Source organism: Sphingobacterium multivorum (genome assembly GCF_039511225.1).
Lineage (GTDB): Bacteria > Bacteroidota > Bacteroidia > Sphingobacteriales > Sphingobacteriaceae > Sphingobacterium.
This window is the reverse complement of record NZ_CP154261.1, coordinates 5610485-5637224: the sequence shown is the minus strand read 5'-3', so window position 1 is coordinate 5637224 and position 26740 is coordinate 5610485. Positions and strand designations below refer to the sequence as shown.

Genomic DNA, 26740 nt, shown 5'->3' with positions numbered 1-26740 from the left:
TTTTTAGCTTCTCGTGTTTTTAGTGCTGGAAAGCAGTATCAAGTATTTCAATTTCATCTTTATAAGCAAGTAGGTACGCAAGTTCAATGATATTAATTAATCGATCATGGATACATAGTGTTTGATTCGAAAACTCTGCATTGGAGTAAGCTTCTTTAGACAATCCATATTCTAGCCAGTCGTATAAAATCTCATTCCATTCGATCTCTGCATGCTGATTGATCAGATTGGCAATAGAAAGAAACGAGTCCTCGAGTTGTTCAGTGCTTGTATAGTTTAAAGTGTATTTTTCCTCCTTATGTTTGATAAGGATAGCATGAGGGTAACGGAGGATTATTTGCTGTTTTGGATCTTGGACGGTACATGTTATTTTTCGAAGATCAGCTTCATTGCGAAACATCTCCAATAGAGAATATATGCAGGAATAAGTGAATAGCAACGTTGAACTACTATAATTGCTGCCCGCAGACCAGGAGCAATTTTCTGTGATTGCTGCCCTGTGCCAATATTTAATGTATTCTCTCCAACCGTCAAGACAATTATGGATAAAGAACGACTGAATAGCTTCCATTGAAAAGGCTTGTGGAGCTAACCACAAAGGGATTTTAACTTGCTTTTTAGGATAAAAATCAGGGTTTTTCTTATGCTCTGTTATGGTGATATCGCTATCTTTTGAATCTCCGATTTGTTCAATGCGTTGATTCTTGGATTTAACTTTAAGATTCTCTTTGGAATCATTTGTGCCTGGAAGAGTTCCACTTTCCCTGATTTTGTCAAGTGAAACTGCTAGTCTCTGAATGAGCTCCAAAATAGCTAATATTTCATTGGCCTGGTTACTCATGAATTCGTCGTCAGCATTACCGGTTTTTATCCATAGATCGTCCAATACCTCGTACCATTGGCGCAGGGTTTTATAAGAGAAAAAGTGAGCAATACTATCTGTTGAAGACTCAATTCCATTGTTTGTGTAAATGCCGTCAATAGTATACTTCCAATAATCTGCTTTTTTAGAAAAAAAGAATAGCGGATTCTCTATAATTTGGATGTTGCATTTTTTGAAAATGATGTAAGCAATTTCGACCTGTTGTATGAGTTCCTTGATGTAATAATTGTTGATACATGTGGGACTTGCCATTTGGTGATTCGTGGCGATATTGATCAAGAGGTTTACATCCCTGAGCCAATAGTCGATTCTTGTACCATTTACGAAAAAATCCTCGAGATATTTCATCGGATCGTCGATGTATTCTTGGCTTAAATAGCGAAAATGTTTCGCTTTTAGTTTCTTTTGCGTATTTTTCATCAGATTATATGTTTTAAAGTTGATGAAACTGCTGCTAGGGCTCATTACGATCTGTGCACTGATCTATAGCCTTGTTGGTTTCATTTGTTAGTTTTTGGTGAATGATGTGTTTATAATTATCAATAGTTAAGCTAATTTAAACACTAATTTTCAATTAATCAAATTTTATATTGATAATTATTGATTATGAGTTCTTTTTTAACGAGAATTAAAGTTATTGCAGATAGAGAAGGACTGAGCGTGACAGCCTTTGAAACTGCCGTTGGAGCTAGTAGAGGCGTATTTACACGTGCCTTAACCAACAATACAGATGTACAGGCGAAATGGTTAGTTAGTATTGTTGAAAAATATCCTGCATATTCTTCCGAATGGTTGTTAAAAGGCGAAGGTGAGATGCTAAAGCCCGTTCTTGCTCAGGAAGAAGAAAAGGAGGGTTATGTGACAAATGAAATTGAGGGCGTTAGTAATGCCGTTGTCAACTCCTTAAGACAGGTTATATCGTCACAAAATATCACAATTAAATCTCAGGAGAAGACAATTATTTCTTTGGAGCGATTATTGTCGATTCAAGAGCAAGAAATAAAATCGTTAAGAAATAAATAAACAGCCAACATTTAAAAAAGCTATAAGTGAATGTAAAGGAACGTGTGCTGCTGATCGCTGAAACCAAAGGCATCAGTAAAACCGAATTTTTCAAAGATGTGCAACTTTCCTATGCAAACTTTAAGGGAGGGCAGAAAAATACTGCACTCAGTTCAGATGCTATGGTGGCTATATTGTCCAAACATCCTGACATTAGTCCAGCCTGGTTGCTCATGGGTGAAGGGACTATGATGCGAAAGGATGAGAAGGGGACGCTCGGTGCGCAACCAGCCGAAACAGCTCCTGCCACTGCCGAAGGCCTCGGAATTTATAAGCAGCTGGTTAATGCCTTAGAGCAAACGGTCAAGGCACAGGAAAAAACAATCCTCTCATTGGAAGGACAGGTGAGTTTACTGCAGCGCAAATAGCCACACTGCGTAGTTTAGAAACCAAACAATCTCCTGCCCAAAAAAATACCTGATTCCGGTGATTTCATTGGCCTCCTTTTTGTTTTAATTTCGTTATTGCAACGGTGCGTGTTTGACCGGTAGCCAGGAAAAGTTTCTATTGCATTTATAGATGTCTCGTGCCCTGCTTTTGATCGCAATGGAGCGACCAATAGTCATGTATTCAAAGAATTAATTTTATGCCAAAAAAAGGATTACTCATACTCTGCTTTTTTGTTAGTTGGTTTGTGCATCACGCAGTAGCACAGCCAGCGGGTCAACGGCCACTTTATACCTCAACATGGGGGCACCTTTTCCGTGAAGCAGGAAATAATAAAGACCTCTTGGGAGTTTTTCCGACAGAGGCACCTGTGTATCTGTTGGACTCCACCAATACGCAGTACAAAGTGCAGGTGAGTAATGGGGATATCGGTTTTATCGACCGTCAGCCGTTGAAAAGTGCTATGGATGGGAAAAGGTCTGCCGGAGAACCGCAACAATATTTCTATCGCGGAACCGAAGGCGCTCAATGCCCACATTTCTATGTACAGGTCTCGCAATTGCGCGTGCGTAAAGCACCCAATACCACAAGTACCGCTGTGCGTAGGGCGGGGCTCAATGAAATGGTATGTATCGATTATGTGCCGCTCTACACAGATGGATGGGTCTACATCGGAGACCACTTCCATGAAAATCCGGAGTACATTCAGATGAAATTTTTGGGTGCTGAGTTAAGCTATGACAAGGTCCTTAAAGAATATTTGGCTGTCAAAGGGAAGAACCAGGAGGAAGAACTGATACAGGCAGGCCGTCTACGTGAAATCGGCTGGACGAAGTATTCTAAGTTAAAACAGGCGCTTACCTATTGGAAGGAATCTTACGACAAAGCGGGAAAAGTGGACCCCAAGGTTGATATCGATTTTGAACTGTTATTGGCCGATAAATTTCAACATGAGTTCCAGTCCGAGGTGTACGCAAAGAAACTGAAGGCCTTAAACTTCCATTTCGAATGGAAAGGAGTGTCTTTATTTGATGGTAAAATCACAGATGGACAAATGAAGCAACTGGCGCTGCAGCGGGTTACCGAAATCCCCGATATGCCCGAATGTGGCTGGGAGCCGCGGTATTATTATAAAACACCGAATATGATCGTTGCCTTTGAAGAAAATTATAAAGGCAAAGTGGTCGGAACCTTGTATAAGCTATTTTTTAGTGCGGGTGAAGCTATTGTGTTGGGTAACCAGCGGATGGATGCCAATTATGCAGAAAGAGACTTTGTAAACCACTTTGGTGAACTGCTTTCGGCAGACTGGATTTCAACGCCACATACTTTCTATATTCAAAATGGCGATGCAGGATTATTTATTTTCAGATTTGTTGATGGAAGACTGGCCAGCTATGAGTGTATGTATTATTGTTGATATTCGGAAATAGCGTCGGGGTCGCGTAAAGACCTCCAAGTGCCTGAAAATGTCCCTCGTTTGTGTCTTTAGTAGGGGGGATTAACCAGGAGGAACAGGGATGCTCAAAAAAGTAAGGCCCTTTGAAAGGAGATTAAATTCCGCTTTCAAAGGGCCTTTGTATGTTATTGAAAACTTAAATTACACTATTTGCATTTCAAAGAGTTGGGCAATATGGCCTTTAAGTTTCCCTTTCACGTCTTCCATATCAACTTCTTTGCCAAGCTCCCGTTTTAAAGACGTTACATCCTTATCGTCAATGCCGCAAGGAATGATGTTGCCGAAATAATCAAGATCTGTATTGACATTGAATGCAAAGCCATGCATGGTCACCCAGCGTGAAGCACGCACTCCCATTGCACAGATCTTGCGTGCAGTTGGTTTATCCGGTTCTATCCATACTCCCGTAAACCCGGGATATCTCCCTGCTTCGATACCATAATCCGCACAGGTCAATATGATAGCTTCTTCCAGTGTACGCAGATACAAATGGATATCCGTAAAGAAGTTGTCGAGATCCAGTATCGGATAACCGACAATCTGTCCTGGACCATGATAGGTAATGTCGCCACCACGGTTGATCTTGTAGAATTTGGCCTCTTTCTCTTCCAGTCCTTTCTCATCCAGTAATAGGTATTCCTCGTGCCCGCTTTTCCCTAAGGTGTAAACATGGGGATGTGCTGTGAAGATCAAGTAATTTGGGGTATTTGTTGCTGTTGCATTGACTCTGTTGTCATGTTTGATGTCCAATACGCCCTTAAAGATGGATTCTTGTCTGTCCCAGGCTTCCTGATAATCGACAAGGCCCCAATCTTGAAACTGCACCTCTTTGTTCATTTCGTATTTTATTAAACTGTGAACGGACATAAGGTCCGTTCACGGCATTGTTTGTCAAAATTAATACAATAAGTTATTGTAAGGGTAGCGTTCATTGTGCATTTTCACAATAATATCGTAAAGTTTTTGTTTGAACTCTTCGATATTCGTTTTATTCGTTGCTGATAGAAAGATTGCTGGATCAGAATTTTTTGCCATCCAGGAATTACGAAAATCATCCAACGTGACCTCGATTTCCTCACCATCGTGTCCTTCTTCGACGGCCGGTTTATAAAGGTCAATTTTGTTGAACACTGTAATCACCGGTTTGTCAAGTGCTTTAAGGTCCTTCAATGTTTCGTTTACGGCCTGGATATGATCCTCAAAATTCGGATGCGAAATGTCGACCACATGGATCAGGACATCGGCTTCCCGAACTTCATCCAATGTGGATTTGAAACATTCTACCAGGTGGTGCGGTAGTTTGCGGATAAAACCAACGGTATCTGAAAGCAAAAAAGGAAGGTTGTCGATCACAACTTTACGTACCGTCGTATCCAATGTTGCGAAAAGTTTATTCTCGATTAGTACATCAGACTTGGAGATCATATTCATGATCGTTGATTTTCCGACATTGGTGTAACCTACCAAAGCTACACGGATCATCTCGCCACGGTTTTTTCGTTGTGTCTCGTTTTGCTTGTCGATTGCTTTTAGGCGTTCTTTGAACAGGGAAATCTTGTCCAGGATGATCCGTCTATCGGTCTCGATCTGTGACTCACCCGGACCACGCATACCAATACCCCCGCGCTGACGTTCCAAGTGGGTCCACATACGGGTCAGACGTGGTAATAGATATTGCAGCTGTGCCAATTCGACCTGTGTCTTTGCCTGAGCAGTTTTGGCATGTCGGGCAAAGATGTCCAGGATAAGGTTGGAGCGGTCCAATATCTTGCGTTTCAATTCTTTCTCAATATTACGCAGCTGCGAAGGTGAAAGCTCATCGTCGAAAACAACGATGTCAATTTCCTCCGCTTCAACGTATGCTTTTATTTCTTCCAGCTTTCCACTGCCGACAAATGTAGCGCGATCTGGGAAGCCCAGTTTCTGTGTAAACATGCCTTTGGTCTCGCCACCGGCAGTCTGTACCAAAAATTCAAGTTCCTCCAAATATTCCTTTGCTTTTGTCTCCGTCACACTTGGCGTGATCACACTCACCAAGACGGCTGTTTCGGGTTTTATTGCTGTATCGTGTATTTTAATTCTGGCCATTTTGTACTATTAAGTCTTTCAAGTGAAGTAGGGAGGTCATTAAGCTTTGCAATGTATGCTATTGCCTACCTCTTGTTATACGTTCACTTTTTAAGTTATTTTCAATGAGCTTGTAAGCCCGGTTTTTGTTTGAAAAGGTAAATTTAAGAATTTATGCTTTTGTACACCACACAAGACTGATGCCGATTATGACATAATTCTCCATTAACCAATAAATTTCCTGTGATTTGCTTACCAGGGCAACTCAAAATATGTAAGCGTTCGGTCGCCATCTTTTGCCTAGTAAAAGAAGGGATATTTTTCTATATCATGTTCATAATGATGCAAAAGTAAATAAATTTGGTTTTATATACAAAAAAGATAAATTGTCTTCAAGAGCTAATTAACAACAATTCGTATCCTATTTATGTTGACGAGCGGCCTTTAGATTCCACTGTGCTCTGTTTATTCACTTAAACGCGTTGTTGATTTATTTGCTGGCCCCGTTTTTTATTTCGAAAATGACATACGATTAAGAAATCTTATCCCAGGCGATACCATCTGATTTTCTGGCGAGGAAGCTTCGGAGCAAATGATTCTTTTCGCTTTGGAGCGTCGGGTCTTCTTTGAAGATTTCGATAACGGTATTACGGCACTCAGTGAGCAACGCTTGATCTGTGGCTAAATTTGCCATTTTGAGATCAAGAACACCCGATTGTTGCGTTCCAGAGATGTCGCCCGGGCCACGTAACTGTAGATCGACTTCTGCAATTTCAAATCCGTCATTGGTACGCACCATGGTATCCAGTCTTAATCGTCCTTCTTTGCTCAGCTTATTGCCCGACATCAGAATACAGAAAGACTGTTCAGCACCACGGCCTACACGACCACGTAATTGGTGCAGCTGGGATAATCCAAATCGTTCGGAATTTTCAATGACCATCACCGATGCATTGGGAACATTAACGCCCACCTCGATAACGGTAGTGGCAACCATAATCTGTGTTTCGTGTTTGACAAAGCGCTGCATCTCAAAGTCCTTGTCTTTTACAGGCATCTTGCCATGAACAATACTGATCTTGTATTGTGGAAGGGGAAATTCACGCTGTAAGTTCTCCAAACCTGCTTCAAGGTAGATCAGGTCCAGTTTTTCGCTCTCCTTGATGAGGGGATATACCACGTAGACCTGTCTGCCCTTGGCGATCTCCTCGCGCATAAAACCAAACATCCGTAAACGGGAGCTTTCAAAAAAGTGAACAGTCTTAATCGGTTTACGACCAGCAGGTAATTCGTCTATCACGGAAATGTCCAAGTCACCGTACATGGTCATGGCTAATGTCCGTGGAATTGGCGTCGCTGTCATGACCAACATGTGTGGTGGGATGACATTCTTGCGCCAGAGTTTGGCCCGTTGTTCCACGCCAAAGCGGTGTTGTTCGTCAATAACAACGAAGCCCAGGTTCTTGAACTGTACCTTATCCTCGATCAAGGCGTGGGTGCCAATTAAAATATCTAAGCTGCCATCTTCCAGTGCCTGGTGGATCAAACGGCGTTCCTTTGTGCTTGTGGATCCTGTAAGTAGTTTGATATTGACGATGTCATCGCCCACGAGCTGCTTTAGTCCATGATAATGCTGTGTCGCCAGGATTTCTGTAGGAGCCATCATACAGGCCTGAAATCCATTGTCGACAGCAAGCAGCATGCTCATGAGGGCAACAACTGTTTTCCCAGAACCTACATCGCCCTGTACCAGGCGGTTCATCTGTGCACCTGTATTGGTATCTATGCGGATTTCCTTTACAACGCGTTTCTGCGCTCCTGTTAAAGGAAATGGAAGGCGCTCGTTAAAGAACGTGTTGAATTTTTCACCGACTTTATTGAACCGCTGGCCTCTAAATTTCTGTGTGTTGAGCTGCTTGTTGTTGAGCAGCTTCAGCTGAATAAAAAATAGCTCTTCAAATTTGATGCGTTTGATGGCCTGGTTCAGCTCCTTTTGATCGCTTGGAAAATGGATGGAAGCGAAAGCCTGTTGCCTGGAAATGAGACCATGTTTAGCAAGCACATCCTGGGGAAGCGATTCGTCAATACTACGGAATACGGTTTCCAATGCAGTCTGTTGTAAGCGTTGGATTCCTTTGGTATCCAGATTGAACTTTTTGAGTTTTTCTGTCGATGAATAAACCGGCTGTAAACTCATATTGCCGATCTGTTTTACTTGCGGGTTATACAGATCCATTTCGGGATGGGTAATGGATAGCTGGCCATTGAATTCGCTCGGCTTACCATAAATAATGTATGCGGAACCGACTTTCAATGATTTTTGAAGCCAGGGGATGGACTGGAACCAGACCAGCTCCATGGAGCCGGTTTCATCTTTGAATGAGCCAACAAGACGTTTCGTTCTCTTTTCGCCCACGAGCTGTAAAGAAACCAGACGGCCCAGCACCTGTGCAGCCATCATATCGGGATGAAGTTTCCGGATTTTATGAAACTCCGTACGGTCGATATAACGGAAAGGGTACTGTGTCAATAGATCACCAATGGTAAATACCTGTAGCTCCTTTTTGAGTACATCTGCCTTTTGTGGGCCTACACCTTTGAGGTATTCTATGGGGGTAATTAAACTTAATTCAGCCATTCTTCTTGATGGCTAAATTACGAAAATTTATGCGTTTATGGAGCCGTTTCTTAGGCTCGAGTAACTATTTTGAAGCAGATTCTTCATATTTAATGTCTGCTTTTCCTTCTTTACAGATCACGCCCAATGGTTTGCGATACGATATACAATTTATTTTGGGCGCCATCATTGGCTGGTATATTTCCATCAACCGGTTGTTGTCATTGATCATGTTTTGCAAGGTTATTTTGTCAACGGATTTATGATAGGGAAGGTAACTTGTCCCGCATACTGTCCGTATTTCTATCATTTCCCATTCCGTGGCATCAGTACATGCTTTGGGGCTCGCAAAGGCAATGATTTTGCTGTGTTTTTCATTAGATAGGGATTCGAGTTCCTTTTCTGTTTTATCTTTATAAGGGTTTTCCCAATGTGACTCCGATTTACAGACAACAAATAACATGCAACATGCTAAGAGGATGGTCATCCCCAAAATGGAAAGATTTTTCATAATATTCTTCTTGGTTTTTTTAATTGAACGGGTAATTCTTTGCCTCTGCTACAGCAGATTTCTATTAAGTTTTTGTTAAGAGAAATTTGATTTTGAGATCTATTGCAGCTGATTTCTGTCATATTGTAGGTTTGAAACAACAATATGTTGGTAAAAATGTAGTTTTAAAACAACATTATTTAGTTGACTTTGTAATATAGTTACAACAATCTGGAAACTTTGATTAACTTTCAAGATATCATAAAAAAGGGGCAATCCATAACTGGACAGCCCCTTTTTGAGATTTATCTAGGCTAATCTCTCGATTAGAAATTACCCTTATTTACATCCCACCAAAGTCTGGTGCCACCATTGTCAGGTCCGCCCAACAAGGAGATTGCAGATTGTACTTCAGTTGCATTTGTATTGTATTCATTTTGTGGGAACGGTAAACGACGAATCTGTATTTTCGTGTCGATCAGTCCACCGCTATTGTTGACCACAACAGGGAATAGACGCGGATATCCTGTACGGCGGAATTCACTCCAGGCCTCTTGTCCTTCAGGGAAGATCGCCAACCATTTTTGCGTAATGATACGTTCCAATTTTTCTTCGTTGGTAGCGCCCTCATTCCATTTGATGGTCAGTGCGCTAGGTGAAGCTGCGTTATTCTTCGCGTTGAAAGGATCCTCGTAAGCCGCTGCCTTACTTGTATTATCATTGAGATAAGTGCTTAACCCAGCTGATACACCCCATTGTGTAAAGGACGTTTCTACTCCTTTTTCATAAAGTGATTGCGCTGTTCCCCCAGCATTGTTCCAACCTCTCAATGCTGCTTCGGCACGGAGGAAGTAAACCTCAGCAGCAGTCATTAATATCGGTGCTGTAGTCGCTACGAAAGTTGGCGTTGTACCTTCAGTATTCAATGCCGATAGCTTTTGGTATTTATCCTTTTCGATGCCGTCTGCTCCTGCACGGATTCCGATATATTTTCCCGCGAAAGCTGTTGTTGTTGCGTCTTTAATGACGGGAGACATATACTTAGAGATACGAGGGTCGTTCAATCCTGTCATATAAGACGAAAGTGTCGCATTGATACGCGTGTCAGCCCAATTTTTGGAAATAAACCAAAGTGGGTTGCTGTAGGTTCCGTCTGCTGGTACAGTGATCTTGAAGTTTTCGCTATTACTTTCCAATACACCGCCATTTGCTGGATCCAATGCTTTTTCAGCTTGTGTTTTCGCTAAAGTTGCATCGATTTTAACCAAACGCATCGCTAAGCGAAGACGTAATGAATTGGCAATTTTCAACCAATTTTTAAATCTGACCTGATTATCTGTATTCGGAAATACAAGATCGATCTGGTCTATTTTAGCAGCCATTGGGCTATCCGCTTTGTATGATTTTAATGCTGTTACAGCCTCATCGAGCTCTTTGAAGAAAGCAGCATATACATCGGATTGTTTGTCGTATGGAACAGTATTGGAGGTGCCTACTTTGCTATATGGAATAGGACCATAGATATCTGTCACCCGGCTGGCAGCTTCTACTTTGATCACCAATGCCGAACCCCATAATGCAGGGTAAGTCTCTGCAAGTCCATTGCTTTTTAGCTTTTCAATAGATTTGATAACATTCAAATAGAGTACTTTAAATGGTTCTCCATTCCATCCGTTTACCATGGCGTAATTCAGGTTGTTCTGCCCGCTATTAAAAGGAGTAGGAGACATGAAGAAACCTGAAAATACATCCGCATTTAAATTCTGTTGTACCTGATAGGAATTGGGATCGCCCGCGCCCGAGAAATTGTAAATCGACATCTGTGCATTTCGCAAGAAAATGACAAGATCTTGGCCATCACCTTTTAAATCCTCATCCGTAACGCCAATGTTATTTTTGTTATAGTCCTCAAAATTCTTGGTACAACTACTTAAGGTGCCGCCAAGCATTAAAAAAGCGAGAGAGAACTTGGATATGTTTTTTATGTTAAATTTCATCTTTTAATCGTTTGTATTTTAAGACTATATAAAATATCCTCGTCATTTTTACCGATATATGTGTTTTTTAACGAGGGATATTTCATTGTTGGTCGTTTAGAAAGTCGCATTTAGTGTAAGACCATAGTTACGTGTTGCCGGCATCATAAAGATATCCACACCACTTAAGGAATTACCCGTAGACATCGTTACTTCAGGATCGAATGGAGCCTTTTTCGAAATATAGAATAGGTTTCTTCCTACAGCATTTACGCGAAGTTTTTTGAAGAAACTGTCTTTAATATTGAAGTCATAACCGAAAGTCAATTCACGCAACCGCACGACCGTTCCGTCGTAAATATATTGGCTGCTAACCGGACCCATACCAGCCGTGGAAGTGTACCATTTTTCGGCGTCCACTGTTGTTACGGCTTTACCGCTTGGTGTAACCCCATTGATGCTAACACCGCCATTGGCACGGGCGTCGCCACTCGCTTTTGAGACACCGTAACCGTCAAGCAACGCTTGTGTCACGGACATCACTTCGTAGTCAAATTTACCATCGATCAGGAAGCTTAAGTTGAAATTTTTATAATTGAAACTGTTGTTCCAGCCCATTTGCCAAATTGGGTTTGAATTCCCAAGTTTGGTATAGGTGTTGTTTTTCTGCGGAATACCGTCCTCAGAAATAAGAATCCTTCCTTGGCCGTCACGTATAAAATCTTGACCATAGATGTCTCCGAAAGAACCACCAACTTGCAATTTAGAAGCAAAATTATTACGTCCCTCACCTGTTAGGGTAAATTCAGAAATACCGTCAGCAAGTTTTACAATTTTGTTTTTATTGTACGTAAAGTTGAGGCTGGTTGTCCATTTGAAGTCATCATTTTTGATCGCATCCAATGATACCAATGCTTCTACCCCTTGATTTTGAATGTCTCCGGCATTAACTGCATACATGTTGTTGAGGGATGCATTTCCAGCTGCAATTTTGAAAAACTGATTGGTGGTGTTTGTTTTGTAATAAGTAACATCCACATTCAAACGGTTATTCCACATGCGCCATTCCGTACCGATCTCCAAGGAAGCCGTTTTTTCTGGTTTTAATTCCTTCAAAAAGGCAATATCATTCACCGTTAGTACAGCATATGGGTCTACCCGGTTGGTAAGCAAGGTGGTGTAAGGCGGAAGATCATTTCCGACTTTTGCGTATGAACCCCGAATTTTGGCCATATTTACAAATTCAGGTAGATTAAGCTTGTCGTTCAAAACGATACCCAAACCGACCGACGGATAAGCGTATGGGTTTTGCGGTGTATAGGCCAATGTGCTCGACCAATCCCAACGTGAAGTCAGATCCAAATAAACCCAGTTGTCATAGGCTAAGTTAGCCGATGCAAATACCGATTGCAATTGTCTTCGGTTTGCAGACAATGTCGAAGTGACCGGAGTTGTCGTATTTTGGATAAAGAACTGATTGGGAACTTTGAGTCCATCTTTACCGCTGGTAAAATCTGTACCTTCTGTTTTCCAGTCGGTGATACTCGTTCCAACCAATCCTGTGATTTGTAATTTATCGCCAATATTAAAGTTCATGTTGGCCGTTAAATCACCGTATTGTTGGGTGATCGTGGTATTGGTATAGCTATAAGCTCCATTTTCACGCGCTAAAATGTGCTGCGTGCCTGCATAAGCTTTCCGGTCCCATACTTCGCTGGTACGGTCTACACTACCGCGGGCCTGCACGCTGATCCAAGGTGCAATTTTGTATTTCGCACTACCATTCAAGAGCAAACGATTACGTGTTGAACGTGTTGAATTACGGTTCATAATCCACCAAGGATTTTGTTGGGTAGTTTCGTCATCCGAAAGTGTAAACCAGTTTTGATCGTAAAGATTACGGCCTGTGTTGAACGTTTCGAAATTTTTATAATCCGCAATATTTAAGCTGCGAGGTAATAGGTAGGTTCCAACCAATGGATTATAATAGAAACCTGAAGTAGGTGCATTATCTAATTTTTGGGTAATGTAATTGGCACTTCCTTCAACGGTCAACTTATTATCAAAGAATGAAGCACTTTCCTTGAGATTGAAGTTGTGACGCATCAGGTCATTTTCTGGAAGTATACCTTTTGCAAGGGTATTTGCATAAGAAAAATACGTTTGGTTTTTCTCGTTACCACCTGACAAGGTCAATGAATTGGTGAAGTTGCTACCCGTACGGAAAAATTCACCTAGATTATCATAGTTGGCACCATTGGTTTTGTCGCCCCAGCTAAATACACTGGTGTTACTGTTTTTGCCACCCGAACCTTGACCATATTGGCTTTGGAATTTTGGTGTCGATACAGCCTGTTCGATCTGTGCACTTGAGGAGAAGTTGATCGTTGTGCGGCCTTGTTTACCTGATTTCGTTGTTACCAAGATAACGCCGTTGGCCGCTTGGCTACCATATAATGCCGCCGCAGATGCTCCTTTTAATACGGAGATATTTTCGATGTCTTCTGGGTTGATCAATGAAATAGGATCGCCACCATCACGTTGTCCGCCGAAAACGTTGTCTGGCTGGCTTGCTAATGTCTGATTGTTGATTGGAACACCATCGACAACATACAGCACTTGATTGTTACCGGAAGCCGATTTGTTACCACGCAAAATAACTTTTGCTGAACCACCTGGTCCAGAAGAGCTGGAAGCAATGTTAACACCTGCAACTTTACCGTTTAAATTATTCGCCAAGTTGGTGCTTTTAACTTTGTTTAATTCGTCACCACTGACCTGTTGTGTAGAGTATGTTAATGATTTTTGTGCACGGCTAATACCCAAAGCAGTAACGACCACACTTTCCAGTTGCTGTGTCTGTTCGTCCAGACTTACCGTCACTGTCGTTTCGCCGGGACCAAGTGTTACCGTTTTGTTTTCATAGCCGACCGTACTGATGTTTAATATGCGGTTTTTGTCATCGACATTGATCTGGAATGCACCTTTAACATCCGTAGAACTTGCGTTGGAAGTGCCCAATACTTTGATCGTGGCACCTGGAATAGGAGCTTTGGTTTTAGCGTCTACAACCGTTCCCTTTACTTGGCTGGTTTGCGCGTGCAATAAAGATGCTGAAAAAAGTATTGTTGGAACAATACCTAACACCCTTAATGTAGAGTATAATTTGTTATTCATATAGTATATGTGTTATATTCAGTTTTTTATATACATATTTTCATAACGGTGAAATTTTAATGAAATGGGCTAATTCCATTTAGCATTTTGGTTAGAAGAGAAGATATTGAATAATCGGGGGGCAAAATAAGTGATTATTTGTAATAGTGTGTTTGCTATTCAATACCTGTTATAAGAAAAAAGAGCGGTATGATTTCCCTTAATAAAGATCTAATTTACTATAGTTGAGCAAAAATCAAAAATTTTATGAAACAAAAATGATACACTTTAACTGTTTTTAGTGTTTAATATTTTGATAATCAGTGTATTTTGTGTTTTGTCATTTTTTTTGTCGGATTTTAGCTGGTTGGTGGATATGAATAAAATAATTGTTTTCTGCTAGAAACTGGCCATTCCATGTGGATGAAGTTTCCTATTGCATTGTTAATCATTGTGCTTAACCGCGTAATGGCCTTGCAAAAACCTGTTTGATGTTTGCAGCATTAAATAGCATGATCGCAACCAGTATAATTCCGTAAGCGACATATTTGATTGGAGAAACGGGTTCTCCGAAATAGGTTGCAGCCAAAGTAAAAGCGATCAGTGGATTAATATAGAGCAGAACGCCAGTCGTTGTTGATGAAATGCCAATGAGTGCATACATGCTCAGGAATAGGGGGATAATCGTGAATAGCGATGCGATAAGAACTATGGTGCCCCAAAATATGGGGTCTGTAGGAATTGCATGATGATTATAGATTAGTTTGGGGATCACAAATAATGCACATATACTGAGTTGGACCGCCAATTGATTGAGTTTATCGAAACCCGTAGATACCCGTTGTACGATCAGATAAAAAGCGTAACAGGTGGCAATAGTGATAGCCCATAGGACATCATGAAGCGAGCCATTTGCAAGGAGGCTTACGCTGCCAAAGGCAATAAAAAGCGCTGTTTTTTGCCAGTTCGTTAGCTTTTCCTTGAGCATGAGATAGGCACCCGCCGCCGTGATCAGGGGGCAGGTCAGGTAAGCCAATGCCGCAGACTGAATGCTAATATGGTTGACCGCATAGATATAAGTAAACCAGTTGCCAAAGATTAACGCCGAAGCGAGGAAGGTAAGACAAATTTGACGGATCTTGCCCACTCGAGGTAGAAGCTGAAACTTAAGAATATCAGCTTTAAAGGTTTTTCTTCGAAACAGCAGCAGGTATATCCAAAGGACTAGAAGTGCAGTTATTATTCTAAAATAGAGAATATCCTCCGCCGGATAGCCGCGTATCCAGCGTACAGGGATAGACATAAATCCCCAGATAAAAGGGGCCAAAAAAGCCGCGAAAAGATATTTTCCGCGGCTTGCTGTTTCGTTGTTATTTTCCACGGATTAATCTTTCCAGGCAATGACCGAAATTTCGACATTTACGTTCTTAGGAAGGGTTTTTACCGCAACACACTCACGCGCTGGTTGCGCTTCCTTAAAATATTCGGCATAGACATCATTGACTAAGGCAAAATTACCCATATCACTTAAGAAAATCGAAGCTTTGACAACATCTTCAAAAGTATATCCCGCATTGGTCAAGATAGCTTCTACATTTTTTAGTACCTGATGCGCTTCGTCTTTCACACCCGATGAAATTAATTCCATTGTTTCGGGAACCAGAGGAATTTGTCCAGAGACATATAATGTATTACCGGCTTTGATTGCCTGGTTATATGGTCCTATTGCAGCAGGAGCTTTGTCGGTATTTAAAATTTCTTTTTTTGACATGGATAACAGTGTTTAGGATGTAAAAAATATTTTGTAGATCAGGCCCAATAAAAAGACAATAATGGCCGTTGCATTAATAATATGCATAGCTTTTATGCTGCCATTTGTGGGGCGATCGGCGTTACGCTTTCTAAAGAAGTACATGGAACTAAGTTACAACAGTAAATTAGAAAGTGAAAATGAAAAGATCAAAAACTTTGAACGGATTTCTTGTAGGCTACGAAACAAAATCTTATGCAAGTGACAGGTTTTTTTTGAATTTTGGTAACTTGGTAATGAAATAGAATTTATATGAATAAGATAGCATTAATTGGTGGCAAAATATACACTGGTGAGTCGATTTTGGAGCAAAGAGCATTGCTGATCAGCGAAGGTAAAATTGTAGCGATTGTCCATGATGATGAGGTGCCAGCAGATTATACCAGTTATCCAGTCGGCGGGTCTAATATTTGTGCTGGGCTGATTGACCTTCAATTGTATGGTGACGGATCGGACTTGTATTCTGCCGAACGTAGTGTAGCATCTTTGGAACGCATCGCTGAGGGTTTGGTCCGTAAAGGCACAACTTCTTTTATGATGACCTTAGCGACCAATACGATTCCCGTATTTAAGGATGCCATTCGGGTGGCAGAAGGCTTTCGGCACGATGCATTTTTAGGATTGCATCTGGAAGGTCCCTTTTTGAATCCTAAAAAACGGGGTGCGCATCCCGCGGAATTAATTATCGAGCCTACAAAGGAAAAGATTGACGATCTTTTGTCCGGAAATCAGGTTGTCAAGATGATGACCATTGCGCCAGAATGTATCGCTGATGATATCTTACAGCATTTGCAGGGCTATAATCTATTGCTCAGTGCCGGGCATAGTGATGCGACTTTTGAGGAAGGTACCCATGGCTATGATCTGGGGATTCCAACAAGTACCCACCTGTTTAATGCCATGTCGCCGTTACATCATCGCGAAGTCGGGTTAGTCGGCGCAATTTTTAATCATCCGACTGCACAAGCAAGTATTATTGTCGACGGACATCACGTAAGCTTTGAAGCCGTAAAAATTGCGAAACGTCAGATGGCTGAGCGGCTGTTTATGATTACAGATGCTGTAGCCGCCTGCGATAAAGACATATATCATCACGTATTGAACGATGGCTATTATTCCCTGCCTGATGGCACCATTTCAGGAGCGGCAATCTCCTTGCTTGAGGGGGTAAAAAACGCTGTGCAAAGGGTGGGTATACCGCTTGATGAAGCGATCCGAATGGCAACACGGTATCCCGCAAATCTTTTAAAAAGGACGGATATTGGAAACCTCAATCAGGGAAGCATAGCGAATATCATTGTCTTTAACGACGACTTCAGGCTGGAGCAGGTGATCTTCAAAGGAGAGTTCAAGCGTTGATCTATGTCGGAGAAGATTAACCGATTGGCCGTGATTGACTAATATTATATGTATCTTCGTTCGTTATTTTGAAAAAACACTATTCTATAGCTTGATGAAACGTTCCCTATTATTTTTAGCGACAGCACTTTTTGTTTTATCTTCTTGTTCATCCAAGAAAAATAAAAAACAGGAGCCTGTCAATACCACAACTACAAATGTCGAAATTGTAAAAAAAGATCCGCCTTCGGTACCCAAGCGCGAACGGGTGAAAAATACAATTGAAACAAAAGAACAGCCGGCTGCAGAAAAGAAGAAGGAAATTGTTGTCGATCTTCCGGTGTTACCGCGCGAGTTTCGCGCCGCTTGGGTGGCTTCTGTTGCCAATATCAATTGGCCGAGCAAAAATAACCTGAGTACCGCCGAGCAGCAACAGGAAGCAATTGGTATTTTGGATTTTTTGAAAAACAATAATTTTAATGCTGTTGTTTTTCAGGTGCGTCCATCAGCCGATGCATTTTATAAAAGTGATCTTGAACCCTGGTCTTATTTTTTGACAGGTACAGAAGGACAGGCGCCTTCCCCTTATTATGACCCGCTTGATTTTTGGGTTGAGCAGGCGCATAAACGAGGAATTGAGCTGCATGTTTGGTTGAACCCTTACCGTGCTCATCATACTGCTGGCGGTGCTGTTACTTCAGCTTCCATGGCACGTAAAATGCCTGAGTCGGTTGTCAAATTGAAGCAGGGCTATTATTGGTTTGATCCTTCCAAACAATCTACACAGGACCACGCAGCACGTGTGGTTATGGATATTGTCAAGCGTTATGATATCGATGGCGTACATTTCGATGATTATTTCTATCCTTACGCGGAATATAATGGTGGACAGGATTTCCCGGATTCGGATAGTTACAATGAATACAAACGTAATGGCGGGGATCTATCACGCGGAGACTTCCGCAGAAATAGTGTGAATACCTTTATCGAACGGATTTATAAGGATATTAAGAAAGAGAAGAATTTTGTAAAATTCGGTATCAGTCCTTTTGGTATCTGGAAACCGGGTTATCCGTCAGGAATCCAGGGATCTAGCCAGTATGATATGCTTTACGCAGATGCTAAATTATGGTTGAACAAAGGCTGGATAGACTATTTTGCTCCCCAGTTGTATTGGCCTATACAGCCAGCCAGACAAAGCTATACGGCTTTGTTAAAATGGTGGGAAAGTGAGAATACATTGGGACGCCACCTTTGGCCGGGCATCAATACAGTTGGCAGACGTGGTCCGGAATATGTTCAGGAAATTGTTAATCAAGTGGAGGCAGCACGTACGCTATTGCCTGATAACCGAGAAGGGGTGATCCACTGGAGTCTGGCAGGGCTTACCAAAAACCCGGCCATGACACAAGCTTTGGTGAATGGGCCTTATCAGGTGAAAGCATTGGTACCAACAAGTCCTTGGTTAAATGCAAATCCTTTGTTGAAACCTACTTTGCTGGTAACTCCACAGGGTGGTACTACTTTTGTGAAATGGCAGCACCAGCAAATTGATCAGGTTGCAAAATGGGTATTGTATCTCAACTACGGTGGCGTATGGCAATATGAAATATTGGAGCCTGGGGTTACAGGTAAGGACATCCCAACGACATTGAACAACAAAAAACTGCAGTATGTTGCGGTAAAGGCTGTTGACCGTTTGAGCAACGAAGGTCCTTATGCCGCAGAGAAGATAAAATAACGAGCTGTTGTTTCATCAACGCGTAAAAAAGGGATATCTGAATTTTGGATATCCCTTTTTTGTATCATTATCTATCGGTAATGGTCAGGACGAACCTTCTGTTGGCGCGTGTACGTAAGCCCATGTGATTCATTCAGGTTTTGTTTTGAATTGTAATCTATCCAAAGTAAATTTATGGGTATGGAAGAAATCTATAAAACGGTAAGCGAATCTGTGATTCGGATGTCACAGCTGATGTTGCCCTCCAATGCTAATTTTGGCGGTAAAATTCACGGCGGTTATATTTTATCTTTGATGGATCAGATCGCATTTGCTGTGGCATCTAAATTTTCTGCACATTATTGTGTGACGGCCTCCGTTGGCAAAGTTGATTTTTTGAAGCCCATTGAGGTGGGTGAATTGGTGACATTGATCGCTTCTGTGAATTATGTAGGTAACTCTTCTATGGAAGTCGGTATTCGGGTCGAAGCCATGAATATTCAGACGGGCGAAACCAAGCATTGTAATTCCTCTTATTTTACGATGGTGGCAAAAGATGAAACAGGCAAGCCCGCCCGGGTGCCAAGGTTAATATTGGAGACCGAAAAAGATGTATTTCGTTTCTACCGCTGTGTGGTGAAGATGGAAGTCGACAAAGAAAGAGACCGTGCTATTCATGATCTGGAGACAGATTCTGCGGAGCAGCAGGCCTATATCAAGCAGCATTTTGATGTGAAGATCAGTCTGAGCTCCTAGGCCTTCTTCCCTTTCTTACCATTCAAATGTCCCTAGATATTTACTGTCTGTGCATTCATCGCTTCCGTCTGTTTTGTAGAAAAATACATAGACATGATAGTTGCCGACGGTTTGCTGTCGGGATAGGATAGCTGTCTGTGTTTTATGCGTAAGAGGATTCATGCTTTCATTTGTGAAAGCGCACTCATCGGGATTGTATAGCAGCAAACGGCAATTACTCGAGCTGATGTTATGTTGTGATGCAGTATCTGCATCATATTCCCAGGTGAGTGTAAATGTTCCTGTCTCTTCATCTACCTGATATGTATGGGTGGAAATGGGATTGGGGATTCCTTTACTCACGCGAAAGTTTTCAAAATTGATGACATAGCCAGTTGCCGTTTTTTCTACGGCATTATTGAGGTTGTAAGACATCGCATTGCCATATGCTTTCTTCTCGGGGTTATAATTTTTAAATCCGACCCGTATTAAATCTAGCATTGGGGAAATAAATTTTTGGATGAGGGAGAAACGCGACCTCGATTGAATTTGATTTGCAGAAGGTTTTTTTCTACTTTTCTTAGGTAAGCCCCTTGCATAGGTTGTATTTCCATTGGTAACAAATACTACTGATCCTGCTTTGCCCGAAAGCGTGCCATTGGCACCGTTTTTAATGACTGCCATAATATTAAGTTAATTGCGATTGATTTTTCTTTAAGTTACAAAATAAATAAGTATTGATCAATAGTAGATTCAACCTTTTTTCGGATTTACAACGAATCTTGATCGGAATTTAGTCGGACTTTATTCGGTTCCAACCGAAGAAGCACCGAAGGAGCACCGAACAAGTACCGAAGAAGCACCGAGTAATCTCCGAATACAATAGCTAATAATTAGTCTAAAATGGCGGTGTAAATCGAACATCCCTTTGCATGAGCACGCTGTTATGTGTAGGATGCTGCATGCTATTGGTGGTTTTGTTATGCTAATGTTTGTTTTCTGCTATCAAATTCGGTGAAAAGGTCTTGCTAAATGCTTTTATAAGATGTTTTGGTTTTTATTTTGCTGTGCTATGCGTTTTTGTATCTGTTTTTATAGGGATTAATGGTTTTTTTGCTGTCAGATTGTGCGTTAATGTGTTTATTGTTATTTCTTTTTCAAATAATTATGCATAAGCTTGCAAAAATAGGAAGCTTTTCATACTATTGTGTAGTAATTGATATAAACTTAGGGTTGGAACCGCCCGTTATGGAAAATTATTAACAACTAACTAAAAACCATGAATAAAAAAATTCTCTTATTCTGTTCAGGGGTGATGCTGTCAACCAGTTTATGGGCACAGACCAAAACTGTAACGGGTAAAGTGACGAATGCTTCTGATGGTGGTACAATGCCTAATGTAACCGTGAGCATCAAAGGTAAATCTGTCAGTACACAGACCAAGCCTGATGGAAGTTTCACCATCAATGCGGAGCCAGGCGATATTTTGATTTTCAGAGCCGTGGGTTCTCAGGAAAGACAACAACTGGTTGGGACAAATGCAACGATCAATGTTACGCTTTCTGGCAGTGAGGAGGCCCTTGAAGAGGTGGTTGTGACGGCTATGGGAATTAAGAAGGAAAAAAAGGCGCTTGGCTATGCTGTTCAGGATATAAAATCGGATGAGTTGATGAAGAATAAGACGGCTAACGTGGTCAATTCACTGGCAGGGAAGATTGCAGGGGTTAATGTAACACAGGCTTCGGGTTCTGCCGGTGCCGGAGCGCAGATTATTCTTCGCGGCGGAACTTCTCTTGAGCGCGACAACCAGCCCTTGTTTGTTGTAGACGGTGTGATCTACGATAACTCTACGGTTATTGGCGGAAATAGTGCCTTCGATGGCGCTCAAGCAACAGCAACCTCTAACAGTAACCGGGTGATGGATATTAATCCCGAAGATATCGACAATGTGTCGGTGTTGAAAGGTCCGGCTGCGGCAGCCTTATACGGGTCAAGAGCTGCTGCGGGAGCTATTATCATTACGACGAAAAAGGGACAAGAAGGGCGTACGGAGATTGGTTTTTCAAGTAGATTTTCAAATAACTGGGTGAATCGCTTGCCAGAGCAGCAAGGAAAATACAAACGTGGCTATTATAACAGTGCGGGTGTACTGGATGATTATACCACGCAATCCTGGGGTGAAAAATTTGGAAGTAATGATGTTGTTTATAACAACGTGAAGGATTTCTTCCAGCATTCGACGGTATTTGACAATACCGTTAATTTATCCGGCGGAAATAAAAATGGATCATTCTATCTGTCTGGTTCCCGCTTTGATCAAAAGGGTATCGTACCTAATACAAGCTTTGATAAAACCACGTTCCGCTTTAATGGGGATCAAAAATTTGGTAAACTGACGGTGGGCGCTAATGTGGGGTATTCGCTGGCAAATACAGATAAAACCCTAACTTCTGCGGGGTTATGGGGATCAGGTGGCACAGGAGCGATGGAGTCCCTGTACAGCTGGTCAAGAAGTGATAATATGAAGAAATACCTCAACGATGACGGGTCGAAGTATCGGATGTTTGAAGGCCGCCAGCCGCTAGAATCTGATGTCGAAAATCCATACTGGACAATCAATAAAAATATTTTGGGCGATAACACCGAGCGTATTACAGGTAGTATCAATGCAAGTATGCCCATCTTCGATTGGTGGAGCCTCACCTATCGTGTCGGGATGGATAGTTATCTGACTAAAAACTCAACTATTATCGGTGAAGGTGGTGCAATTAAGAAACCTTGGCAAAAAGGTATGATGTCGGAAAGTGATTTCAAATACAACTATTGGTCTTCCAACATCATGTCCAATTTCAATAAAAAGGTAGGTGATTTTGATTTAGGCGCTTTAGTGGGATTTTTCTCGGAACAAACCAAGACGACAACAAACCGCCGTATGGGCTATCATTTTGAGGTAGATAATTTTTACAGCTTCGAAAATATAGCGGCAGCGAATAAACAGTTCGCAGTAAACAATACAAAAAAACGTCTTTTTGGTTTGTACGGTGAGTTAAGAGCTTCGTATAAAAATATGTTGTTTTTGAATGTTACGGGAAGAAATGACTGGACCTCAACGTTACCAGTAGACAATAGGTCTTATTTTTATCCTTCTGTTGGTGGTAGCTTTGTGTTTACCGAACTCATGAAAGACAGTCGCCCAGACTGGTTGGATTTTGGAAAGCTGAGAGCTTCCTGGGCGCGCGTGGGTAAGGACGCAAATCCGTATGTAACCAATACCTACCTTTGGAAGCCTGTTGAATATTTAGGTGGAATTGTAGGCGCGGGAAATAACTGGCAGAAAGGTAATCCGTTTTTGAAACCTGAAACAACAGGTTCGTTTGAAGTCGGTGCTGAATTGCGCTTTTTTAAGGGGCGATTGGGCGTGGACTATGCCTACTATACCAATAATTCCTATAACCAGATTCTGTCTCCACGTTTAGGACAATCGACAGGATATATTTTCATCTCAGTCAACGGTGGCGATATCTACAATAAAGGAATGGAGTTGTCCTTAACTGGTAAGCCGATTGTGAAAAACGACTTTGTTTGGGAATCTACGTTAAACATGTCCAGAAACAAAGGGACAGTAGATAATTTGCTCGCAGGGGTCAATATTTTGTATGTCACAGACGTGCAGGTAGGGAATGCGAAAGCCGCATCCTTTAACGGAGGAAACTTTATGGGGATCTCAGGTTCGCAATGGACCCGTACACCTGATGGAAAAGTTGTTTTGGACGCTAATACGGGTATGCCAACAAGTGACAACCAGACGACATATAATATCGGAAACCGTGAGCCTAAGCTGACGGGTGGATTCAATAACAGCTTGACTTATAAAAATTTTAATCTGTCCTTCCTGTTTGATTTCCGTATAGGTGGCGATATCTATAACGGTACAGATTATGCAATGACGATTAATGGAATGAGCAAGCGAACCGAAGATCGTGATCAGCTGATTTTGGACGGAGCCATCCGTAACGGTGGAACAAACGACGCTCCGGTGTACGAAAACAAAACATTCACTTTCTTGGCCGACCAGATGTACACGATTAAAGGTGTGTCAACAAGCGGACGGAAGATTATCCAAGATTATTGGAGTGATTTCTACGCCCGTGAAAGTGCGAACTTTATGGTGAAAACAAACTGGTTGCGCTTGCGGAATATCTCGATGTCCTACAACTTTTCGGACGGTGTCCTGAAGAATGCCGGTGTTTCCAAAGTGGTAAAAGGTCTTACAGCTACTTTGACTGGTACTAATCTTTGGTTGTTGACCAACTACAAAGGGCTTGATCCGGAGGCCTCCGCTGCCGGATCTGGTGTAACGGGATCTAGTTCGGTAGGTATTGATTACAACGGTGTGCCAAGTACGGCCGGTGTTATGTTTGGTTTAAATTTTAGATTTTAAGATAGAAAAGTCATGAATAAATATAAGAGAATAGTCTCATTTCTGTTGGTTCTAACTTTATTTTCGTCCTGTAGTAAGAATTGGTTGGATATCAATATAGACCCGAATACGCCATCCAGCACCGTGGCTTCGGTTCAGAGTCGTTTGGCTTGGATACAGCATTATTACATGTATGCACAAGGGACAGCGGGGACACGGGCGGGGTTTGTGACACAGCAACTGACATTTGTCAACGGTACTGCATCAAACAGTATGATTGCTGGCTGGAACCCTGCAGCAGGTATGTCGACCACACCTTATCAGTTTTTCTTTGTCGGTGCAGGGGCAAATTTTAAGGATATGGAAGATAAGGCTACGGCCGATAAGGCTTATCATTATCTTGGTGCATTGCATGCTATCCGTGCCATGGGTTTTATGCTAATGACGGATTGGTATGGTGAGATGCCTTACACGGAGGCCTTGGGTACCATCATAACGCCAAAATTTGATGGTGGAAAAGTGATTTTCGAGGGTTGTCTTGCTGATATTGATAAGGCAATTGAATACTTTAATATGACACAGCCTGGCACTGCTGCCCCCTTGTCAGCCGGCGACAGCTGGAATGGTGGCGATGTAAGTAAGTGGCTGAAGATGTGTTATGGCTTAAAAGCGCGATGGTTGAATAACCTATCGAAAAAGAGCGCTTTGTACAAACCGGATGATGTATTGGCGGCGTTAAATAAGGCTGCCACTTCGGTGGGAGAAAGCACAGTGATAGCCCATATGGATGATGCGACTGATAATATCGGGGATATCCTATTTGCAGATCCTGTAAAAACCTCTATCGTTTTTAATAATGCGGGTATGAATACCAATACTTTGGTTACGAAATGGTATGAGAATTTATTAACCAATTTTGACAATAAAGGCATAGAGGATCCGCGGGCAGACAAATTATTACCTTGGGCAGAATACGGTTATCCCAAAAAGATGATCCGTTCCAAGGGAGTAGATATGCAGTCTACTATCCGCATGAACTCCGGGCCTATAGCGTCCTCTTATAATGATAAAGATGTGGCTATTCAGAGTAATGGCCGTACGGTAAACCCACACTCCTGGTATATTAACAGTGCCAATACAGCACGTTGGGGAGATACCGTTTATGTATCCATTAAAAGTAGTTCCAAGGGATATGACAGCGATGTGTCAGATACCTATAGATGGAAAGATGGTACCGTGGCTGCTTCAGGTACATTTTATTCGCGTCCCGATGCGCCTACCCATCTGGTTGCATACCCCGAAATGTGCTTTATTAAAGCTGAGGTCTTATTTAATAAGGGAGATAAAGCAGGTGCCTTCAATGCCTATAAAGAGGGAATTAAAGCACATATTGACTTAATGAATATAAAGCTGGGTTCTTATGCAGACGCCAGTCCGAGCAAATCGCCAATGACCCAGGCCAAGATCGATAATTTTCTAAACAATGGCATTGGTACGGCGGGAGATATTACATTGGCTAAAATTATGACGCAAAAATTTATCGCACTTTCGTTTTCACAGCAAAACTGGAATGATATGCGTCGCTATGATTTTAGTAGTTCAGTCTATCCCGGTTGGTCAGTTCCCTATGAGTACACGGTGACCGCAGCAGCACAAACTAAAATACCGCAAGGAAAGCAGTTCAGAAGAGTACGTCAGGTTTCGCATGAGATCAACTACAATTCCGATAATTTAAAAGCATCTCATCCGAATGCGTTAAATGACGATATCTGGTCATTCCCGGTTTGGTGGGATACCAAAGAATAATTTTAAATTTGAAAGCCGCAACTGCGGCTTTCTTTATCTAGTTTGTTTTTGTTATGAAATATTGTATTAATTTCCTTCTTCTTTTTATACCATTTGTGCTTTTTGCACAATCACCCAAAATTATTCAAAAACCGATTACCTGGGATAAGGACCGTATTCAACTTTCATTGGAGTACCTCAAAAATCGGCACGGTCTATCGCAGTCGACTCCGGTTATCCATCCTAAAATGGTGGTAGTGCATTGGACGGCGAATAACAGTGTGAAAGCGACCTTTAATACATTCAATCCTACGCGGCTTCCGGGTCGTCCGGAACTGACCAAGGCAAGTGCCTTGAATGTATCTTCGCAATTTGTCATCGATCGTGACGGTACGATTTATCAGTTTTTACCAGATTCTATTTTTGCACGGCATACCATAGGTCTCAACTATTGTGCAATAGGGATAGAAAATATAGGTAGTCGTCAGAATCCACTGACTGATGCACAATTGAAAGCAAATGAAGAGCTTATCCGTTACCTCAGTAAGAAATATCCCATCGAATTTGTTTTAGGTCACCATGAGTACCAACGTTTTAAGAAAACAAGCTGGTGGAAAGAAACTGATCCCAATTACATCACGGGTAAAGATGATCCGGGAGATAAATTTATGCATGAGCTAAGAAAGCATCTTGTCGATCTGAAATTGAACCCCCTACCTTAAATCATGCCTAATCGAAGAATTTCGTTCTGCAGGTAAATTGCGTTTTCCTACAGGAATAAGTAATAAGTGTGCAATTGGTGATCGTTTTGCAATATATTTTGCTGGTTTGCTGT

At 41.7% G+C, this 26740-nt stretch carries 20 protein-coding genes; 9 read left to right on the top strand and 11 right to left on the bottom strand.

What is annotated here, in order from left to right; all coding sequences use genetic code 11:
• Positions 1 to 19: 19 nt before the first annotated feature.
• Positions 20 to 1303, bottom strand: coding sequence for a hypothetical protein (locus AAH582_RS23495; RefSeq protein ID WP_343320752.1), 1284 nt, complete (start codon positions 1301 to 1303; stop codon positions 20 to 22).
• A gap of 186 nt (positions 1304 to 1489) precedes the next feature.
• Here AAH582_RS23495 and AAH582_RS23490 point away from each other — a divergent pair, with 186 nt between their 5' ends.
• The 3 genes from AAH582_RS23490 (at position 1490) to AAH582_RS23480 (ending at position 3752) form a co-directional block, all read left to right on the top strand.
• A complete protein-coding gene (locus AAH582_RS23490) occupies positions 1490 to 1906 on the top strand; it encodes a hypothetical protein (protein ID WP_053003538.1) in 417 nt (138 codons plus the stop codon).
• Between the two features lie 26 nt (positions 1907 to 1932).
• A complete protein-coding gene (locus AAH582_RS23485; protein WP_046672679.1) occupies positions 1933 to 2313 on the top strand; it encodes a hypothetical protein in 381 nt (126 codons plus the stop codon).
• 218 nt (positions 2314 to 2531) lie between these two features.
• The gene (locus AAH582_RS23480; RefSeq protein ID WP_343320751.1) at positions 2532 to 3752 is read left to right on the top strand and encodes a hypothetical protein; all 1221 of its coding nucleotides are present in this window, start codon (positions 2532 to 2534) and stop codon (positions 3750 to 3752) included.
• A gap of 180 nt (positions 3753 to 3932) precedes the next feature.
• Here the strand turns inward: AAH582_RS23480 and lipB are convergent, their stop codons facing one another.
• The 9 genes from lipB to AAH582_RS23435 all read right to left on the bottom strand — a co-directional run bounded on the left by lipB (position 3933) and on the right by AAH582_RS23435 (position 16012).
• Positions 3933 to 4628: a lipoyl(octanoyl) transferase LipB gene (lipB, locus tag AAH582_RS23475; protein ID WP_046672677.1), complete on the bottom strand. Its 696-nt coding sequence runs from the start codon at positions 4626 to 4628 to the stop codon at positions 3933 to 3935.
• Between the two features lie 60 nt (positions 4629 to 4688).
• The gene (gene hflX, locus AAH582_RS23470) at positions 4689 to 5879 is read right to left on the bottom strand and encodes a GTPase HflX (protein WP_046672676.1); all 1191 of its coding nucleotides are present in this window, start codon (positions 5877 to 5879) and stop codon (positions 4689 to 4691) included.
• Between the two features lie 511 nt (positions 5880 to 6390).
• A complete protein-coding gene (gene recG / locus AAH582_RS23465; protein ID WP_343320750.1) occupies positions 6391 to 8496 on the bottom strand; it encodes an ATP-dependent DNA helicase RecG in 2106 nt (701 codons plus the stop codon).
• 64 nt (positions 8497 to 8560) lie between these two features.
• Positions 8561 to 8986, bottom strand: a complete 426-nt coding sequence (locus AAH582_RS23460) for a hypothetical protein (protein ID WP_343320749.1) — start codon at positions 8984 to 8986, stop codon at positions 8561 to 8563.
• A gap of 305 nt (positions 8987 to 9291) precedes the next feature.
• Positions 9292 to 10962: a RagB/SusD family nutrient uptake outer membrane protein gene (locus tag AAH582_RS23455; protein ID WP_343320748.1), complete on the bottom strand. Its 1671-nt coding sequence runs from the start codon at positions 10960 to 10962 to the stop codon at positions 9292 to 9294.
• Positions 10963 to 11058: 96 nt separating this feature from the next.
• Positions 11059 to 14118 (bottom strand): SusC/RagA family TonB-linked outer membrane protein, encoded by a 3060-nt coding sequence (locus AAH582_RS23450; RefSeq protein WP_343320747.1) that lies wholly within the window; start codon positions 14116 to 14118, stop codon positions 11059 to 11061.
• A gap of 436 nt (positions 14119 to 14554) precedes the next feature.
• Entirely contained in the window at positions 14555 to 15478 is a 924-nt protein-coding gene (locus AAH582_RS23445) for an EamA family transporter (protein WP_046672671.1), read from the bottom strand.
• A gap of 3 nt (positions 15479 to 15481) precedes the next feature.
• Positions 15482 to 15868, bottom strand: coding sequence for a RidA family protein (locus AAH582_RS23440; RefSeq protein WP_343320746.1), 387 nt, complete (start codon positions 15866 to 15868; stop codon positions 15482 to 15484).
• A 12-nt stretch (positions 15869 to 15880) separates the two neighbouring features.
• Positions 15881 to 16012, bottom strand: coding sequence for a DUF6728 family protein (locus AAH582_RS23435; protein ID WP_312128511.1), 132 nt, complete (start codon positions 16010 to 16012; stop codon positions 15881 to 15883).
• A gap of 147 nt (positions 16013 to 16159) precedes the next feature.
• Between AAH582_RS23435 and nagA the strand changes: the two genes are divergently transcribed.
• The 3 genes from nagA to AAH582_RS23420 all read left to right on the top strand — a co-directional run bounded on the left by nagA (position 16160) and on the right by AAH582_RS23420 (position 19721).
• The gene (nagA, locus tag AAH582_RS23430; RefSeq protein WP_046672669.1) at positions 16160 to 17266 is read left to right on the top strand and encodes an N-acetylglucosamine-6-phosphate deacetylase; all 1107 of its coding nucleotides are present in this window, start codon (positions 16160 to 16162) and stop codon (positions 17264 to 17266) included.
• A 94-nt stretch (positions 17267 to 17360) separates the two neighbouring features.
• Positions 17361 to 18986 carry a glycoside hydrolase family 10 protein gene (locus AAH582_RS23425; RefSeq protein WP_046672668.1) on the top strand — a complete coding sequence of 542 codons (1626 nt, stop codon included), beginning with the start codon at positions 17361 to 17363 and terminating at the stop codon, positions 18984 to 18986.
• 180 nt (positions 18987 to 19166) lie between these two features.
• On the top strand, positions 19167 to 19721 hold the full coding sequence (locus AAH582_RS23420) for an acyl-CoA thioesterase (protein WP_046672667.1): 555 nt from the start codon (positions 19167 to 19169) through the stop codon (positions 19719 to 19721).
• Between the two features lie 15 nt (positions 19722 to 19736).
• Here the strand turns inward: AAH582_RS23420 and AAH582_RS23415 are convergent, their stop codons facing one another.
• On the bottom strand, positions 19737 to 20384 hold the full coding sequence (locus AAH582_RS23415; protein WP_343320745.1) for a DUF6266 family protein: 648 nt from the start codon (positions 20382 to 20384) through the stop codon (positions 19737 to 19739).
• 595 nt (positions 20385 to 20979) lie between these two features.
• On the opposite strand from AAH582_RS23415, the gene AAH582_RS23410 reads away from it, so the two are divergent.
• The 3 genes from AAH582_RS23410 to AAH582_RS23400 are packed head-to-tail and all read left to right on the top strand — an operon-like array spanning position 20980 to position 26627.
• Positions 20980 to 24141 carry a SusC/RagA family TonB-linked outer membrane protein gene (locus AAH582_RS23410; RefSeq protein WP_286710256.1) on the top strand — a complete coding sequence of 1054 codons (3162 nt, stop codon included), beginning with the start codon at positions 20980 to 20982 and terminating at the stop codon, positions 24139 to 24141.
• 12 nt (positions 24142 to 24153) lie between these two features.
• Entirely contained in the window at positions 24154 to 25926 is a 1773-nt protein-coding gene (locus AAH582_RS23405; RefSeq protein WP_046672664.1) for a SusD/RagB family nutrient-binding outer membrane lipoprotein, read from the top strand.
• Positions 25927 to 25979: 53 nt separating this feature from the next.
• Positions 25980 to 26627 carry an N-acetylmuramoyl-L-alanine amidase gene (locus AAH582_RS23400; protein WP_159333454.1) on the top strand — a complete coding sequence of 216 codons (648 nt, stop codon included), beginning with the start codon at positions 25980 to 25982 and terminating at the stop codon, positions 26625 to 26627.
• Positions 26628 to 26740: the final 113 nt, after the last annotated feature.

Bases quoted from the DNA above. Each gene is read 5' to 3' on its own strand.
- AAH582_RS23490 (WP_053003538.1), top strand. From the start codon at position 1,490: ATGAGTTCTTTTTTAACGAGAATTAAAGTTATTGCAGATAGAGAAGGA.
- AAH582_RS23495 (WP_343320752.1), bottom strand. From the start codon at position 1,303: ATGAAAAATACGCAAAAGAAACTAAAAGCGAAACATTTTCGCTATTTA.
- AAH582_RS23440 (WP_343320746.1), bottom strand. From the start codon at position 15,868: ATGTCAAAAAAAGAAATTTTAAATACCGACAAAGCTCCTGCTGCAATA.
- AAH582_RS23435 (WP_312128511.1), bottom strand. From the start codon at position 16,012: ATGTACTTCTTTAGAAAGCGTAACGCCGATCGCCCCACAAATGGCAGC.
- AAH582_RS23455 (WP_343320748.1), bottom strand. From the start codon at position 10,962: ATGAAATTTAACATAAAAAACATATCCAAGTTCTCTCTCGCTTTTTTA.
- AAH582_RS23425 (WP_046672668.1), top strand. From the start codon at position 17,361: ATGAAACGTTCCCTATTATTTTTAGCGACAGCACTTTTTGTTTTATCT.
- nagA (WP_046672669.1), top strand. From the start codon at position 16,160: ATGAATAAGATAGCATTAATTGGTGGCAAAATATACACTGGTGAGTCG.
- AAH582_RS23450 (WP_343320747.1), bottom strand. From the start codon at position 14,118: ATGAATAACAAATTATACTCTACATTAAGGGTGTTAGGTATTGTTCCA.
- AAH582_RS23400 (WP_159333454.1), top strand. From the start codon at position 25,980: ATGAAATATTGTATTAATTTCCTTCTTCTTTTTATACCATTTGTGCTT.
- AAH582_RS23415 (WP_343320745.1), bottom strand. From the start codon at position 20,384: ATGGCAGTCATTAAAAACGGTGCCAATGGCACGCTTTCGGGCAAAGCA.
- hflX (WP_046672676.1), bottom strand. From the start codon at position 5,879: ATGGCCAGAATTAAAATACACGATACAGCAATAAAACCCGAAACAGCC.
- recG (WP_343320750.1), bottom strand. From the start codon at position 8,496: ATGGCTGAATTAAGTTTAATTACCCCCATAGAATACCTCAAAGGTGTA.
- AAH582_RS23480 (WP_343320751.1), top strand. From the start codon at position 2,532: ATGCCAAAAAAAGGATTACTCATACTCTGCTTTTTTGTTAGTTGGTTT.
- AAH582_RS23405 (WP_046672664.1), top strand. From the start codon at position 24,154: ATGAATAAATATAAGAGAATAGTCTCATTTCTGTTGGTTCTAACTTTA.
- lipB (WP_046672677.1), bottom strand. From the start codon at position 4,628: ATGAACAAAGAGGTGCAGTTTCAAGATTGGGGCCTTGTCGATTATCAG.
- AAH582_RS23420 (WP_046672667.1), top strand. From the start codon at position 19,167: ATGGAAGAAATCTATAAAACGGTAAGCGAATCTGTGATTCGGATGTCA.
- AAH582_RS23460 (WP_343320749.1), bottom strand. From the start codon at position 8,986: ATGAAAAATCTTTCCATTTTGGGGATGACCATCCTCTTAGCATGTTGC.
- AAH582_RS23410 (WP_286710256.1), top strand. From the start codon at position 20,980: ATGAATAAAAAAATTCTCTTATTCTGTTCAGGGGTGATGCTGTCAACC.